This is a genomic window from Williamsia phyllosphaerae (assembly GCF_014635305.1).
Taxonomy (GTDB): Bacteria; Actinomycetota; Actinomycetes; order Mycobacteriales; family Mycobacteriaceae; genus Williamsia_A; species Williamsia_A phyllosphaerae.
The window spans coordinates 497,016-513,369 of the sequence record NZ_BMCS01000001.1 but is presented as its reverse complement, the minus strand read 5'-3'; the positions used below and the strand labels follow the sequence as shown (position 1 = coordinate 513,369).

At 68.1% G+C, this 16,354-nt stretch carries 7 protein-coding genes; 2 read left to right on the top strand and 5 right to left on the bottom strand.

All coding sequences use genetic code 11. The features are described 5' to 3' along the window. Positions 1-9: 9 nt before the first annotated feature. Complete coding sequence (locus tag IEV93_RS02495) at positions 10-729, top strand: hypothetical protein (protein WP_188486620.1); 720 nt, start codon at positions 10-12, stop codon at positions 727-729. Here IEV93_RS02495 and IEV93_RS02490 read toward each other — a convergent pair. The 3 genes from IEV93_RS02490 to IEV93_RS02480 all read right to left on the bottom strand — a co-directional run bounded on the left by IEV93_RS02490 (position 698) and on the right by IEV93_RS02480 (position 8,609). Beyond that, on the bottom strand, positions 698-4,171 hold the full coding sequence (locus IEV93_RS02490) for an ATP-binding protein (RefSeq protein WP_188486618.1): 3,474 nt from the start codon (positions 4,169-4,171) through the stop codon (positions 698-700). The two genes, IEV93_RS02495 and IEV93_RS02490, sit on opposite strands and share 32 nt — an antisense overlap. A 9-nt stretch (positions 4,172-4,180) precedes the next feature. Beyond that, on the bottom strand, positions 4,181-7,651 hold the full coding sequence (locus IEV93_RS02485; protein ID WP_188486616.1) for an ATP-binding protein: 3,471 nt from the start codon (positions 7,649-7,651) through the stop codon (positions 4,181-4,183). A 277-nt stretch (positions 7,652-7,928) separates the two neighbouring features. After that, the gene (locus IEV93_RS02480) at positions 7,929-8,609 is read right to left on the bottom strand and encodes a hypothetical protein (RefSeq protein ID WP_188486614.1); all 681 of its coding nucleotides are present in this window, start codon (positions 8,607-8,609) and stop codon (positions 7,929-7,931) included. Here IEV93_RS02480 and IEV93_RS02475 point away from each other — a divergent pair. Then, on the top strand, positions 8,587-14,739 hold the full coding sequence (locus tag IEV93_RS02475) for a cadherin-like domain-containing protein (RefSeq protein ID WP_188486611.1): 6,153 nt from the start codon (positions 8,587-8,589) through the stop codon (positions 14,737-14,739). The two genes, IEV93_RS02480 and IEV93_RS02475, sit on opposite strands and share 23 nt — an antisense overlap. Positions 14,740-14,818: 79 nt before the next feature. On the opposite strand, the gene IEV93_RS02470 is transcribed toward IEV93_RS02475, so the two are convergent. Continuing rightward, the gene (locus IEV93_RS02470; protein ID WP_188486609.1) at positions 14,819-15,601 is read right to left on the bottom strand and encodes a site-2 protease family protein; all 783 of its coding nucleotides are present in this window, start codon (positions 15,599-15,601) and stop codon (positions 14,819-14,821) included. After that, positions 15,598-16,227, bottom strand: a complete 630-nt coding sequence (locus IEV93_RS02465) for a hypothetical protein (protein ID WP_229704839.1) — start codon at positions 16,225-16,227, stop codon at positions 15,598-15,600. The genes IEV93_RS02470 and IEV93_RS02465 overlap by 4 nt, the downstream gene beginning before the upstream one ends. Between the last annotated feature and the right edge of the window lie 127 nt (positions 16,228-16,354).

The window sequence follows — 16,354 nt, the reverse complement described above, 5'->3', positions numbered from 1 at the left end:
CCTTGCCGCGTGAGTACCGGATGCGTCAGCGCGACGATGATGCGCACCCCGCACACGAACAATCCCGTCCGTAGGGCGGCGGAATGGTTCCGGTGCCGGTTCGGTCCGACGGCGACCGAGATGGGTGCGCAGAGCGTCGACACGCTGACCGGCGCCGTCACCGGTCGCGTCCGCTTCGTGAGTCGCACCGATGCCCCGCTCGCCGTCGGTGTCGGCGCCGCGACCGACGGGACCGTGTTCGTGGAGACCGACGGGACCTACGTCTACGTCCCGATCTCCGCGGCACGACACAAGGTGCGCCAGGCCGGTGGATCCGGGACCGACCGGTTCACGCTCACCGCACGCAACCGCTTCGGCCGGTGCGCGGTGACGGTCCGGGTGCCGGTCGTCCCGACCAACCGTGCTCCGGTGCTCGGGGCGGTGTCGGTCGACGCCCCGGATCGGGTGACCGGCGCGGTGACCGGGTCGGTACGTCCCCTGGACCGGGACGCCGATGCGGTCAGCTGGTCCGCGTCGCGCCCGTACCGCGGTCTGGTGATGATGGCGTGCGACGGGACCTTCGTCTACGTGCCGACCACGGAGGCGCGGGTGGATGCCGCGGCCCGAAGTGGCGCGGTCGCCGCGCAGCGTGATTCTTTCCTGATCGTGGCCAGCGACGGGCACGATGGCGTCGCCGCGACCGAGGTGGTCGTCGCGATCAGTCCCGTGACGACTGCGCCGGCCGGCTGATCTGACCCAGCGCATCGATCCGTCGACGCGCCGCGGTGGCCCCGACGTCGTCGGCCAGACGACGGGCGCGACCGACGGTCGCGTCCGACGGCGACCCGTCCCGTCTGGTCTCGAGAAGAGCCGCGAGATAGGCGGTCTCGGCGTACCACCCCATGAAGCCGCGTCGCTCGTGTTCGGTGAACGCGACGTCGAGGTGGGCGGCGGCCCGCTCGTGCTGATCGAGCGCGATCGACAGCTCGGCCAGATGATGGTCGACGACACCGTAGATCGACGCCCACGTGATGGTGCTCTCGCCGGCGTGCTCGAGGAGGAGGTCGTAGACGATCTGGCAGACCTCGGTGTTCCGCACCTGCGCGGCCACGCGCCCGATGGTGGCCATGGTGGCCAGCCACATGTGGTTGCCGGGGATCTCGTTGATCCGGCGCCGGTCGTACCAGTCGACGAGTTCGATTGCGGCGTCCAATTTTCCGACGTCGGCGTACGCAGTCGCGAGACAGACGCGGTAGGTGTCGACGATGTCGAGGCGTTCGATGATGCCGTCGCCCGCGGCCACGATCTCGCTCATGTCACCCCGTAGCGCCCGCAGGGCGAACAACTGTCCCAGCAGACGGCCGTAGGTGTAGGTGACCGCGGGTGAGGCGGGGATGTCGCGGAGCGCCTCGAACGTCGCCTCGCACCGCGCGAGTCGGCCGGCGGCCAGATCGATCGAGAAATCGATGTTGCGCACCAGCCACGCCAACTCCGGGTCGCGCGACACCCGGGCCGGGGTCAGCGCCGACCTGGTGCGCACGGCCGCCGCGAGATGTCCGTACTCGATCTGGTTGCGCGCGAGCCACGTCGACATCAGGGCGTCGACGCGTCGCGTCGGCGACTCGTCGAGCAGGGTCATCAGTTCCGTGTAGGCCGCGTGACGCATCTCGGTGCACAGCGGCACCCGGAGGGCCACCAGGACGGCCGAGAGGGCGGCGACGAGCGCGTCCTGGTCGCCCGATTCGCGTGCCGCACCGATCGATCGCGTCAGCAGATCGCGGAGCACGCGGGGATCGGCCACCCAGAGGAGCTCGATGGCCAACTGCGCCAACAGACGTGCGGCCGCCGATCCGTCCCCGTGGCCGTCGGCCTCGAGCACGTGGAGCGCGTCGTAGAGGGTGTCGATGCGCTCGTGGTCGGAGTGGATGTGCACGTACAGGGTGCCCGGCTGGTCGTTCGCGAGCGTGGCCGTCACCTGCAGTTCGGTGTCGCCGAGCCGTTTCGCCATGGTGACCGCGTCGAAGAGGGTGGGGCGGAACGCCGGATCGCGTGCCTTGCGCTGTGCGCGACCGAGGTCGACCAGCAGACGACACCGCTGCGCGGAATCGCCACGCGGGACCAGCTGTTCGGCCGCGCTCGCGTAGAACACCACGGCGTCCTCGTAGGCCCCGATCGACATCGCGCTGTCGCCGGCCCTGCGGGAGAACTCGGCGGCGCGAGGACGTTCGGAGTCAAGACCCCGGCTGAAGTGGTAGGCGAGCCGGGAGTAGTCCTCCGCGGCGGTCACCCCGCCGAGGTGCTCCGAGGTCCGTGCCACGCGGGTGTGCAGCTCCGAGCGTCGGCGGCCGGTGATACCGGCGTAGACCGACTCCTGCACCAGGGGGTGGCGGAGCCGGATCTTGGTACCAGTGGGGTTCTCGGTGGCCAGTCGGTTGCGCACCAACTCGTCGAGTGCGTCGGCGAACGCCACGTCGTCGAGATCGTCTGCGACCGAGCGCAACACGAGCCGTTGTGCCACCATGCCGATCACCGAACACAGCTGCAGCAACGCTAGCGCAGCAGGGGACAGCAGTCGCTCCCGCTGGGCGACCGACTCCGCGACAGACGCCGGGAGCGTGCCGCCGGCACCCGGCTCGTACGAGCCGATCAGCGAGGCCACGAACAGTGGGAGCCCGTCGGTGCGCTCGTAGAGGGTGGCCGGGTCCAACGCGGTGTCCGCGGCGTCGACCAGCGCCCCGATCTCGGCAATGCTGAACCCGCCGAGATGCAGACGGTGCACGCCGCTCGACCGTGTCGGCGCCGACAGCGTCGCGCGGATGTCGGCGCCATCGGCGAGTTCGTCGCGGACGGTCGCGACGACACACAGTCGGCTCTGTTCGGATGCGTGGATCAGATAGCGGATGACCGCCAGGGTCGCGGCGGATGCCCAGTGCAGGTCGTCGATCACGAGGACCGTCGGTCCCGACCTGACCGATGACGTCAACCAGTCGAGGACCGCGGTCATGATGACCGCGCGCTCGTCGACCTCGGGCCGCGCGGGGGCCATCTCGCCGAACCGCCGCACGGCGTTGGGCACCAGGCGCAGGATGTCGGTGCCGTTGGTGCGCAACCACTCACGGGCCTCGCTCGTGCCGAGCGCGTCCAGCTCCCGGCCGACGGCCTCGACGAAGGGCTCGAAGGGCACGACGGCCTCGTCGCTGCACCGACCGAACAAGATGTGGGCCCCGGCCGCGTGCGCACGTTTCATGATCTCGAGTGCGATCGTGGTCTTGCCGCTACCCGCCTCCCCGGCGACGACGACGAACTGACCACGTCCCCGATCGGCGCGACCGATGGCCTCGGTGATGGCCAGCAACTCGGCCCCGCGACCGACGAACTCGTCGCCGATGTCGATGGTCGGCGGTGCCACTGCAGAGCCGGGCACCGCGGAGCCGGACTCGTCGGCGCGCAGTATCTGGAGGTAGAGGGCTTCGGTCTCGGCCGACGGCGCAACCCCCAGTTCGTCGTCGAGTATCTGACGGCACCGGGCGGCCACCTGCAGCGCCTGCCCTCGTTCGCCGAGGGCCAGGTATCCGCTCATCACCGTGCGATAGGCGCTCTCGCGCAACGGGTCGATGGCGAGAAGGCCCTCGGCCGAGGCGATCGCGCGCGCGGGCCGGCCGAGGGCCAGGGACCCGCCGGCATCGATCTCGAGAGCCCGGCGGCGCAGGTGCTCGATCTCGGTGCGCACGTCGTCGGCCCATGCCCCCGCGGCGCCGATCAGAGCGGACTCGACGGTGAGATCCAGCGCCCGTCGGGCGTCGGCAACCGCGGTGTCCAGATCGCCACCGGGTGCCGAGCAGTACCGCCGGACGAGCTCGATGTCGGTGACGAACCCGTCGGGCAGCGACAACCGGACATTCCCGCCGCGTGACCGGACACTGCCCGCGGGCATCGTCGCCAACTCCATGGTGTCGCGGACGCGGGACAGGACACCGCGCAGTGCGGCGTACCAGGACTGGGGCCGGTTCTCCGGCCAGAGCAGACCGGCCAGCTCGTCCTGCGGGATCTCGCGATGCCGGTTCACGGCCAGGTAGGCCAGGACCTCGACGCAGCGCGCGCCCCCGACCACCCGTGCGTGGACCACATGTCCCCGGTGCACGACCCGCACCTCGCCGATGAGACGGATCGCGACCGCCTCGTCCAATTCCATTGCACCACCCTAAAGGTGGCCGGAACTCGGCGCGGACAGTGCCGCGTCGAGACGTCGCAGGACCGCGGTCGCGCCGGTGTCGGTCGCGCAGCGGCGCGCTCGGGCGACGAGGTGATCGGCGGCCTCCCCGGTGCGTCGGAGGTCCAGCCGGACCGCCAGAGCAGCGGTCTCGGCGTACCAGCCGCGGAACCCGCGCCGGTCGTGCTCTTGGAGTGCGTGGTCGGTGTGGACTCGGGCCGACTCGAGGTCGTCGAGTGCGATGGCGAGATCAGCGAGATGGTGGTGCACGACCCCGAGGACGATCCCGCCGATCCCTACGGTCTCGTTCGCGAAGGGGACCAGGATGTCGTAGACGTACGCGCAGATGTCGGCGTCGGACACGTGTGCCGCCGCGCGCGCCAGCATCGACATCGAGCACAGCCACAGTGGGTCCAGCGACAGGGCGTCGATGCGCTCGGGGGTGTACCAGTCGACGAGATCGGTGGCCTTGTCGAGCTCGCCGACGTCGGCGTACGCGACCGCAAGACCCATCCGGTAGAAGTCGACGATCTCGAAACGCTCCCGGAGTCCGTCGGCGGCCGCGACGACCTCACCGAGATCTCCCCGCAGGATGCGGAACTTGAAGACCGGGGGCAGCAACCGCCCCCAGGAGTAGGTGTCGGTAGGTGATGCCGGGATCGCACGCAGGGCCTCGAGCCGGTGCTCACAGCGTTCGAGTCGACCCGCGGCGACATCGATCGAGTGCTCGGTGTTGAGCACGAGCCACGCCAGTTCGGCGTCCTGGGCGATCTGGGCAGGCGAGATGAGTGCCACCGTCGCCGCGGCAGCCGGCAGTTCGCCGTACTCGATCTGCGCCCGCGCGATCCAGATCGTCTGTATCGGGTCGACGGTTCGCCTCGGCGACGCGGCCAGCAGCTCGGTGAGTTCGGCATAGGCCTGTTTGCGACGGTCGGCCAGCTGCGGCCCCCGGACGGCGATCATCGTCGAGGTCAGCACGGCGATGAGTGCGTCACGGTCGCCGACCGACCGCGCGGCGGCGGTGGCACGATCGACCATGTCACGTCGGGTGGCGTCGTCGGTGGCCCAGATCAGTTCCACGGCCAACTGCGCCAGCAGCAGCGCGATCGCCGAACCGTCCGGGCGACCGGTGGATTCGAGCGCCGCCACCGCGGCGTACAGACTGGCGATTCGCTCGGTGTCGACGACGATCTGAACCGCGAGAACGCCCTGCTGTTCGTTGGCCAGCGCGGCACCGACCTGTAGATCGACATCGCCGAGGCGCTGGGCCATGTCGGCCGCCCCCAGCAGTGTCGCCCGGTAGCCGGCGTCGCGCGCTCTGCGTTGGGCGCGACCGAGGCTCACCTGCAGGCGACACCGCATCTCGGAATCCCCTGGTGGACGGAGGCGTTCGTCGGCGCTCTGATAAAGAACCACGGCGTCCTCGTAGGCCCCGATGGCCACCGCGCTGTCGCCCGCGCGCCAGTAATAGTCGGTGGCGGCGTCACGACCGGACTCCATGCCCCGGCTGAAATGATAGGCGAGGCGGGCGTATTCGGACGGATCGGTCACCGTGCCCTGCTTCTCGAGGGCCAGGGCCGCTCGGGTGTGCAGCTCGCGTCGGCGGTCCTCGGAGATGTCGGCGTACACGGACTCCTGCACCAGCGGGTGGCGCATGAGCACCTCGTGACCGGATTCCGACTCCGCCACCAGGCGCTGCCGAACGAGGTCGTCGAGCGCGTCAGCGAAGTCGAGGTCGTCGAGATCGGGGGTGGCCGAACGCAGGATCGCCCGCGACGCCGTCATGCCGACCACCGAGCAGAGCTCCATCAGGTCTCGCGCGTCGCCGGTGAGCAGACGGATGCGTTGCGCGACCGAGTCGGCGACCGAGTCGGGCAGTCGGCCCGCGGGATCGATTTGTTGTGACCCCAGCAGTGACATGACGAACAGGGGGAGGCCCTGCGTTCGCTCATGCAGGGTGAGGGGGTCGACGGTGGCCCCGACGGACTCCACGAGTGCGCTGACCTCGGTGACGCTGAAGTTGCGCAGACGCAGCCGATGGACGCCACTCGACCGGGTCGGTGCGAGCAGGGTCGTGCGGATGTCGGGGTGTTCGGTGTATTCCTCGCGCACGGTGGCCACGACGCACAGTCGGGTCTTCTCGGACGCGTGGACGACGTAGCGGATCACGGCGAGGGTGGCCGCGGACGCCCACTGCAGGTCGTCGATGACGAGCAACGTCGCGGATGTCCTCGAGGGCGAGGTCAGCCAGTCGAACACGGCGGTCATCACCTCGGCGCGGTCATCACCGTCGGCCACCGGCGCGGATTCGCCGAACCGTTGCGCTGCGTCCGGGACGAGCCGGAGGATCCTGGTGCCTCTCTCTCGCAACCACTCCCGTGCGCCCGTCGGCCCCAGTGCGTCGAGTTCGTGACCGACGGCTTCGACGAAGGGCTCGAAGGACACCACCGCTTCCTCGCTGCACCGGCCGAACAGGACGTCGACGCCGGCCGCGCGTGCACGTTCCAGGGCCTCCAACGCGATGGACGTCTTCCCGCTGCCCGCCTCGCCACGCAAGACGACGAACTGCCCGGAGCCGCGCCCGGCACGGTCGACGGCGTCGGCGATGGTGCGCAACTCGGCGCGTCGCTCGATGAGGTTGTCGGTAGGCGTCGCCCGGTGTGCGAGAGCCGGTGCGGTCACCTGGCTCGGCGCCGGCTCGGCTCGGACCTCGTTCCGGAGGATGCGCAGGTACAGGTTCTCGGTCTCCTGCGACGGGACCACGGAGAGCTGGTCGGCGAGGACCTGACGGCAGCGTGCAGCGGTCTGCAGCGCCCGACCGTGCTCACCGAGGGCGACGTAGCCGCGCATCAGCACGCGGTACGAGGATTCCTGCAGGGGGTCGAGCGCCACGAGTGTCTCGGCGGAAGAGATCGCACGGTCGAGTTCTCCGAGGGCCAACGAGCCGACGGCATCGGTGTCGAGCGCACGGAGGCGGAGGTGGTTGACCTCGGCGCGGATCTCGTCGGCCCAGTGGCCCACCGATCCGATCAGCACGGGTTCCTCGGTCGAGGCGATGACGTCGCGCGCAGCGGGGACCGCGACAGCAGGGTCCTGCGTGAACAACTGCGCCCACGCACGGACCACCTCGAGGTCGGTCGCGGTGGCGTCGGGAAGGGTGAGTCGGACGTTCCCGCCGCGGGAACGGACCGTGTTCGCAGGCAGCGAGGCGATGTCCATCGTGTCGCGAACCCGCGACAGCACCTGCCGCAGCCCGGCGTACCAGGATTGCGGCCGACGATCAGCCCACACGACGCGGGCGAGCTCCTCGTGCGAGACGTCTCGATGCCGGTGCGCGGCGAGGTAGGCGATGATCTCCGCGCAACGACGGCCACCGACCACCTGGGGGTCGACGTCGTGACCGTCGTGCGAGACGCGGATACCGCCGATCAGGCGTATCGCGACCCCCGCGTCGACGTTCATTTAATCGAGCATAAACAAGTTGCGATATCTAAGGAAATCATTGCCCGTGCGTAGATTTACATTTTTTATGCAAATTGTTCGTAATGTGCCCGCATAGCCCCGGGTGGTTGTGCTCGTCGTCGAATGATCAGTGCAGAAGTCGCTGGTGACACGGTGTGTGATGTCTGTTCCGGGTTGTGCGCGAGGGCGCACCGAAGAAACAGGGATCGATGAGTACTCACCGGGTGAACAATCGTGCGAAGGCCAAGGCTCGTGCTGCGAAAGCGGCCAAGGCGGGTCAGGGGCAACATCGCACTCCGCAGCATCGTGAGGTGCCGACGTGGGTCAAGACCAGTGCTTTGACCGTCGGTCTGGGTGCGGCTTTGATCAGTGGGTCGGGTCTGGCGAACGCCGAGACGGCGACCGGTGGCGGCGCGTCGTCGGGTGGGAGCAGCTCGTCGGACGATTCGTCGTCGACGACCCGGACGGTGTCGCCGGCGTCGTCGCCCTCGACGGCCGCTGATACCGCGAGCGGTTCGTCGACGAGTTCGGCGTCGGGCACCGATACCGGGACCGCGGGGAGTGGTTCGACCTCGACGACCAGCGACACCTCGGGTGCGCTTGGCACGTCGAGCAGTACGGGTATCGGCAGCTCGAACTCGACAACGACCCCGGCGCCGGCGTCCACACCGCAGTCGCCGTCGTCCGAGGGCTCGACTCCGACGTCGACCGGTTCGGGGTCGACGTCGGGTTCGGGCTCGACCGGGACCACGGCTCCCGCTGCGTCGACGCCGCCCGTATCGGAGTCGGGGTCGGGTAGCTCATCGTCCGGTGGGTCGGCGTCGAATGCTCCGACGACCGCGCCGACGACGTCGGCATCGACGTCGTCGGGCACGACCGGTGCGACGTCGGGGACGTCGTCGACGCCGCTGATCCCGTCGTCGAGCCTGCCGGTGGTGGGTTCGGCTCCGGTCGTCACCTCGACCGGTCAGGGTTCGTCAGCGGTGTCGCTGGCCTCGGTGTCGGCGGTCTCGTCGGCGCCGATGGTCGCGCCGGCGTCGCAGGCGGTGGTGACGCCGTTGACGGCGTTGGCCGCTGTTGTTCTCTCGATTTTCGGTCTGAACGCGGGTAATGCGTCGACGACGCCGGTTGCTCCGGTGGCTCCGCCGAACCCGTTGGGCGACTTGGTCGCTGCGGTGTTCCGTCGATTCCAGTCGGTGTTCTCGCCGTACCCGACGGTGCAGGGCCCGCAGATGGTCGATCCTCTGACCGGTGTGGTGACCGGTAGCGCGCAGTTCACGAGCCCGTTCTGGTTGCCGCAGTGGTACACCGTGACCGCGCCGACCAACGGCACCGTCACCATCGACAAGAACGGCCGCTACGTCTACACCCCGTCGAAGACCGCGCCGATCACCGCGACCGTGGATTCGTTCACCGTCACCGCGCGCAACTGGATCTCGAAATCGTCGGTGACTGTGCAGGTTCCGATCACCTCGACTGCGCCGCCGACCCCGAACACCCCTGTGGTCGGCACCCCCGACCCGACGACCGGCGCGATCACCGGAACGGTGTCGGCGGGATCGAGCAACGGCACCCCGGTCAAATACAGCGCGCCGTCGGCGACGAGCACCAAGGGCGGGACGGTCACCGTCACCAGCGGAGGCGCGTACACCTACACGCCGACCGCTGATGCGCGGCACCAGGCGGCGAAGACGGGTGCGCCGGCGTCGGCGACGCAGGACACGTTCACCGTGACCGCGACCGACGGACGTGGCGCGACCACGCAGATCGTGGTCACCGTCCCGCTGACCCCGCTTAACGCGGCCCCCGTCGCTCCCGCCAACCAGCCTGCCGGACAGACCAACCCGACCACGGGCGCGGTCACCGGCACGGTCACGGTCACCGATCGCGACAAGGACCCGGTCAAGTACACCGGCCCGACGACCACAGCCGGCGGCACCGGTTCGGTGAAGTTGAACGCCGACGGCACCTACACCTACACCCCGACCGCGACGGCGCAGCACAACGCAGCGTCCGCGACGGGCGCGAAGAGCGACTCGTTCACCGTGGTTGCCGATGACGGTTTCGGTGGTACGACCCAGGTCGTGGTGACGGTACCCATCGCCCCGGTCAACGCCAATCCCGTTGGTGGCGTCCAGACACCCGGCGCTGCAGGCGTCGGTGGTGTGGTGACCGGGACCGTGACGGCCACCGACGGCGACAACGACCCGGTGAGGTTCACCCCGGCGACGACGACCAGCACGACCGGCACCTTCACGGTGAACGCGGACGGCACCTACACCTACACCCCGACCGCGGCGGCGCAGCACAACGCGGCGTCGGCCACGGGTGCGAAGAGCGACACCTTCACCGTGGTGGCTGATGACGGTTTCGGTGGGAAGACCGAGATCGCGGTGATCGTACCGATCAATCCCGTCAACACAGCGCCGACTGTGGGTGGCGCCCCGACAACGGTGGTGAAAACAGTCGCCGTGGGCAGTGGCCCGAACGGCCTGGCCGTCGGCCCCAACGGCGTGATCTACGTGACCAGCTACAACGAGAGCACGATCACGGTGATCGATCCCGTCACCAAGGAGGTCACGGGGACGATCCAGCTCGACAGCAACCCGACCGGTGTCGGTGTCGGGTCCGACGGATACGTGTACGTGGTCACCAATCAGAACAACCGCGTGACGGTCATCGACCCCGTGACCAGAGCAGTGGTCACCACCTACACGGTCGGATCCACTCCGTTCGGCATCGCCATGGGGCCCAACGGTGTTGTCTACGTGACCAACCAGGGATCGGGGACGGTGTCGGTGATCGACACGACGACCGGCGAGGTGCGTTCGGTCGTGGTGGGTCAACATCCGACGGGTATCGCGGTGTCCGCGTCCGGGCGTGTGTATGTCAGCAACTACTTCAGCGGCACGGTCTCTGTCATCGACCCCGCCGACGACTACTCGGTGACAACGGTTTCAGTGGGAAACGGCGCAGCCGGGGTGGCGGTGGCCCAGAACGGCACGGTGTACGTCGTCTCCCAGTCCGAAAGCAAGGTCTACGCCATCGACCCGGTCACGAACACGGTGACCTCGGTCGTCTCGGTGGGCTCCAGCCCGTTCGGCGTCACGGTGGGGGCCGACGGCTTGGTGTACGTCGGGAACCAGGGAAACAACTCACTCTCGGTCATCGATCCCGCGACCAACGCGGTCATCAGGACAGTGAACGCCGTCGGCGGGGGGCCGTTCGCGCTCGCCACCGGCACGAACGGTGATGTCTACGTGATGAACTTCTATGCGGGCACGGTGTCGATCGTGGCAGGGGGCGGCTACACGACGGCGGCACCCGATCCGCAGAGTGGCGCCGTCGCCGGCACGATCGACGTCACCGACGTCGACGGCGACTCCCCCACCTACAGCGGATCCGGTGTGACGACTTCCGGTGCGGTGGTGGTCGACCCTGCGACGGGCAAGTTCATCTACACCCCGACTGCGGCGGCACAGCACAATGCGGCCTCGGCGAACGGCGCCAAGACCGACACGTTCACCCTCATCGCCGATGACGGTTTCGGTGGAATGACCGAGATCGTGGTGACGGTCCCGATCGTCCCGGTGAACTCCGATCCCGTTGCCGGCATCCCGACTCAGAGCGCTCCGGGAGCCGGCGGTGTGGTGACCGGTTCGGTCTCGACCACCGACGGCGACGGCGATACGCCCACCTACTCCGGTCCGTGGTTCACGGACGGTGGTTCGGGCTACGTGCAGGTCAACACCGACGGCACCTACACCTACACCCCGACCGCGGAGGCGCAGCACAACGCGGCGTCGGCGCTGGGGGCCAAGACGGACACGTTCACAGTGATCGCCGATGACGGTTTCGGTGGAATGACCGAGATCGTGGTGACGGTGCCCATCGCCCCGGTCAACGCGCCGCCGGTGGTGTCGACATCACCGACGGTGTCGACTGTCGGCGTGGGTTATTTCCCGACCGGGGTCCTGGTCGGGCCGGATGGTCGGACCTACGTCGTCAATCTGAGCAGTGATTCGGTGTCGGTGATCGAGAACGGCGTCGTGGTCCAGACCATCGACGTGGGTAGCAGTCCACTCAGCGCCGTCGTCGGCTCGGACGGCAAGATCTACGTCACCAATCAGGGCGGCAACTCGGTGTCGGTGATCAACAACGGTGCGGTGGAGACGACGATCGACCTGGGTGTTCGTCCGGTCGGAGTCGCGGCCGGAGCTGACGGGCTCATCTATGTCGCCACCGGCAACGGCGTGTCGGTGATCAGCAACGGCGCCGTTGTGTCGACGATCTCTGTCGAGGCCGGCCCCGACGGCATCGCGGTCGGGGCGGACGGCCGGGTGTACGTCACGCAGTACACCGGCGGATCGGTCACGGTGATCCGAGACGGCCTCGTGGAGTCCACGATTCCCGTCGGCGACTACCCGGACGGTGTGGTGGTGGGACCGGACGGGACCGTGTATGTGACCAACAGCGGTTCCGGCACGGTGTCGGTGATCAAGAACGGTGCGGTGGTGTCGACGATCGCGGTGGGAGCCACCCCGAATCGTGTTGCGGTGGGGCCGGATGGTCGGGTGTACGTCTCCAACAGCGGTGCCAACACGGTGTCGGTGATCAAGAACGGTGTAGTCGTCTCGACCATCAACGGGTTCGACTTCCCGTTCGGCGTTGCGGTGGGTTCTGACGGCGTCGTCTATGTCACCAACCTGTTCGGCAGCACCACAACGATCATCAAGCCCGCCGACGTCACGGTCGGAGATCCTGACAGCTCGACCGGCGCGGTCTCGGGAACGGTGCGAGGATCGGACGCCGATGGTGACACCCTCATCTACAGCGGTTCCGGGGCAACGACTTCCGGTGCCGTGGTGATCGATCCCGCGACCGGGAAGTTCATCTACACCCCGACCGATGCGGCGCGGCACACCGCGGCGTCGGCAACAGGCGCGAAGACCGACACCTTCACGGTCACGGTGACCGACGGTTTCGGCGGATCGACCCCGGTGACCGTGACGGTCGACATCAGTCCGGTCAACGCGCCGCCGGCGGTCACGACGTCACCGACGGTGTCGACGGTCGGTGTCGGTACCACTCCGACCGGTGTCGCGGTCGGTGCGGATGGTCGGACGTATGTCGTCAATCTGAGCAGCAACTCGGTGTCGGTGATCGAGAACGGCGTCGTGGTCCAGACCATCGGCGTCGGCGGTGGTCCACTGAGTGCAGTGGCCGGTTCCGACGGCAAGATCTACGTCACCAATCAGGATGGCAACTCGGTGTCGGTGATCAGCGACGGCGTGGTGGAGACGACGATCGATCTGGGTGTTCGTCCGGTCGGTATCGCGGCCGGTACGGACGGGCGGGTGTATGTGGCCACCGGCAGCGGGGTTTCGGTGATCAGCAACGGCGTCGTGGAGTCCACGATCCAGGTCGGCGCCGGCCCCGATGGCATCGCAGTCGGTTCGGATGGACGGGTGTACGTCGCGCAGATGGGCGGCAGATCGGTCGCGGTCATCCGGAACGGCGTTGTGGAGTCCACGATCCTGGTGGGTGGTGGGCCAGACGGGATCGCAGCCGGGTCGGACGGCACGGTGTATGTCACCAACAGTCAGTCGAACACGGTGTCGGTGATCAAGAACGGTGTGGTGGTGTCGACGATCGATGTGGGCATCACCCCGAACCGCGTTGCGGTGGGCCCGGACGGCCGGGTGTACGTCAGCAACAGTTCGTCGAACACGGTGTCGGTGATCAACAACGGTGTGGTCGAGTCGACCATCGACGGGTTTGTCTTCCCGTTCGGTGTTGCGGTGGGTTCTGAAGGCGTCGTCTATGTCACCAACCTGGCCGGCGGCAGTGCCACGGTGATCACGCCCGCGGGGACCACCGTCAGCATCCCCAGCGCCTCCACCGGAGCGGTCTCGGGCATTGTCCGAGTCACGGACACCGATGGCGACACCCTCACCTACAGCGGTTCCGGGGCAACGACTTCCGGTGCTGTGGTGATCGATCCGACGACCGGGAAGTTCATCTACACGCCAACCAACGCTGCGCGACATGCTGCGGCGTCGGCCACAGGTGCGAAGACCGACACGTTCACCGTCACGGTGACCGATGGCTTCGGCGGCTCGACCCCGGTGACGGTGACCGTGGACATCGCTCCGTCCAACACAGCGCCCGTCGCCGGCACACAGGCCGCTGGGACGGTCAACGCGACCACGGGCGTCGTGACCGGAACGGTGTCGGCGTCTGACCCCAACGGCGATGTGCTCGTCTACTCCGTCCCGGCGACATCGCTTGGCGGTGGAGCAGTCACGATCAACGGTCAAGGTGGCTACACCTTCACCCCGACAGTGGCTGCGCGAGCGGCTGCGGCGGCGGCGAATGCGCCGGCATCGGCGAAAACGGATTCGTTCGTCGTCACGGTGTCGGACGGCTACGGCGGCAGTGTGCGGATCACCGTGAACGTCACTGTCGCACCGACCGTCGAGTCCGGGGCCACGGGTGTGACGGGTCCCGCGGGTCCCAGCACCGGCCCGACGGGAGTCACCGGTAGTACAGGGGTGACATTTGGCACCATCGGGCAGCTCGGAGGACCCACCGATGCCGCGACCGGTGCGGTGTCCGGGATTCTGATGCCGGCCAACACAAGCGCGGGTCCGTTCTTCTACGCTGCTCCGTCGACGAGTCCGGCAACCGGATCAGTGACCGTCACCTCTGCGGGTATGTGGACCTTCACGCCCACCGCTGCGGCACGGACCGCCGCCGCATCGGGCGGCGCGACAACGGATTCCTTTGTCATCACCGTGTCCAACGCCCAGGGGGCATCCACGCCGGTCACGATCAACGTCGCGATCACTCCGGCTCCCTCCACGGGCTCGGGAACGGCAACGGGTCCGGTGAGGCAATACTGTGACAGCCACACGGTCACGACCTCGAGGCCGACGTCGCTGCCGAGTTCGTTCTTCCCGTCAGGGTTCGGAACGGTGAACACGCCGAACGGGAATCCGGCGTCGTACGTGCCTCCGCCGGCGTTCACCGTGCCGCCGACGTCCACCAACACCGGCACCGTCACGGTGGACTGCGTAGTTCGCTGACGATCGCAGCGACAGATCCGCTCTCAACCAACGAACCCGCGTCATACACGACGCGGGTTCGTTTGTTCGACGCGGGAACTCAGCGCCAGAAGACGACCAGGCTGTAGCCGATGGACGCCAGTGTGGAACTGACGCCGGACAACTCGAAGAACCAGTAGATGACGTCGAAGAAGGCGCGGTTCAGCGGCGGCAGCAACAGCACCAGGAACACGAGCAGGAATCCGTACTGGCCCACCGGGGCTAGCTTGCGACGCGTCTCGAGCGACAGATGCGGCTCGATGGCGCCGTAGCCGTCGAAACCGGGGATCGGGATCAGGTTGAGCACGGCTGCGGTGATCTGCAGCAGCGCCAGCATGCCCAGCGCCGACCAGAGGTTGATCGTCGTGGGATCGATCGAGTCGACCTTCGCGCGGATCACGGCCAGTAGCACCACGCCCACGACGATGTTCGCGAACGGGCCGGCCAACGACACGATCGTCCGCTGCGCCTTGGAGAACCCGGCCTGGTTCACGTACACCGCGCCACCGGGAAAACCGATGCCGCCCAACAGGATGATCACCAGCGGCAACGTGATCGACAGACCCGGGTGCGCATACTTCAGAGGATTCAACGTCAGGTAGCCGCGGTTCTCGGCGTTCTTGTCGCCGAAAGCGAATGCCGTGACCGCGTGGCCGAACTCGTGGAGACACAACGAGATCACCCACCCGCCGATGACGAGCAATAGCGCCCCGACGATGGACGTGGCGTTGCGGCCCGGTGTGGACTGCGCCAGCAACACCCCGCCCGCGACGGCAGCAGCGACCACGCCGAGGAACACCGGGCCCGGTCGGACCGAGCGAGCGATCTGAGTCGCGGTGCTCATGGAGAGACCAGCTTCCAGTCCTCGTGGTGGCGGTAGATCGTGGACCGGTGCACCGGGCGGGGAGCCCGGATACCATCACGCTCGACCACTACGTCGATCCCGCCGGTCTGCACGGCGCGCCCGGCGACCCATTTCTGCCGAAATCGTTTCTGCAGTGCGCCTTCGACACCCGGCTCAGTGCGGGTGGGCCGGATCAGCACTGTCTTGGCCTCGCCGAGGAACAAGCGCTCGCTGTCGACGATGGTCTCGCCGGTGAATGACCCGTTCTCGCCGGTGTGGCTGGCCTCGCCGATGACGACAACGGCGGCGTCGTCGCGGATCAAGGGAACCGACACCGCCGTCCCCGACACCGCCAGCTCGGCGGCCGCGTCGCCGGACGGCAACCCGTAGACCTTCGTGCCCGGCGTCGCCTCTGGTGCTACGTAGGCGACCTCGACCCCCAGCGCCTCGGCGATCATCAGACGCGCCACGACGGCACCGAGGAACGCGTCGGGGTGATCGGGTCCCGCGACCACCACCACGCGGGTCACGGCCGCGTCGGCAACCGCCTTGGCCACGCCGGCCCGCATCGAGTCACGGCTGTTCTCGGCGCGGATCACGACGAGGCCGTCCAAGGCGTCGGGCACGGGTACATCGAGCGCGCAGATAACCGTCGTCGTCACGTCAGCGGAGGCCTCTCTCGGCGGGGCCGAGCCATCACGCGCGGCGGAACGGGGTATCTGTCCGATAAAACCAGTAAAGTTGTCCCACGGC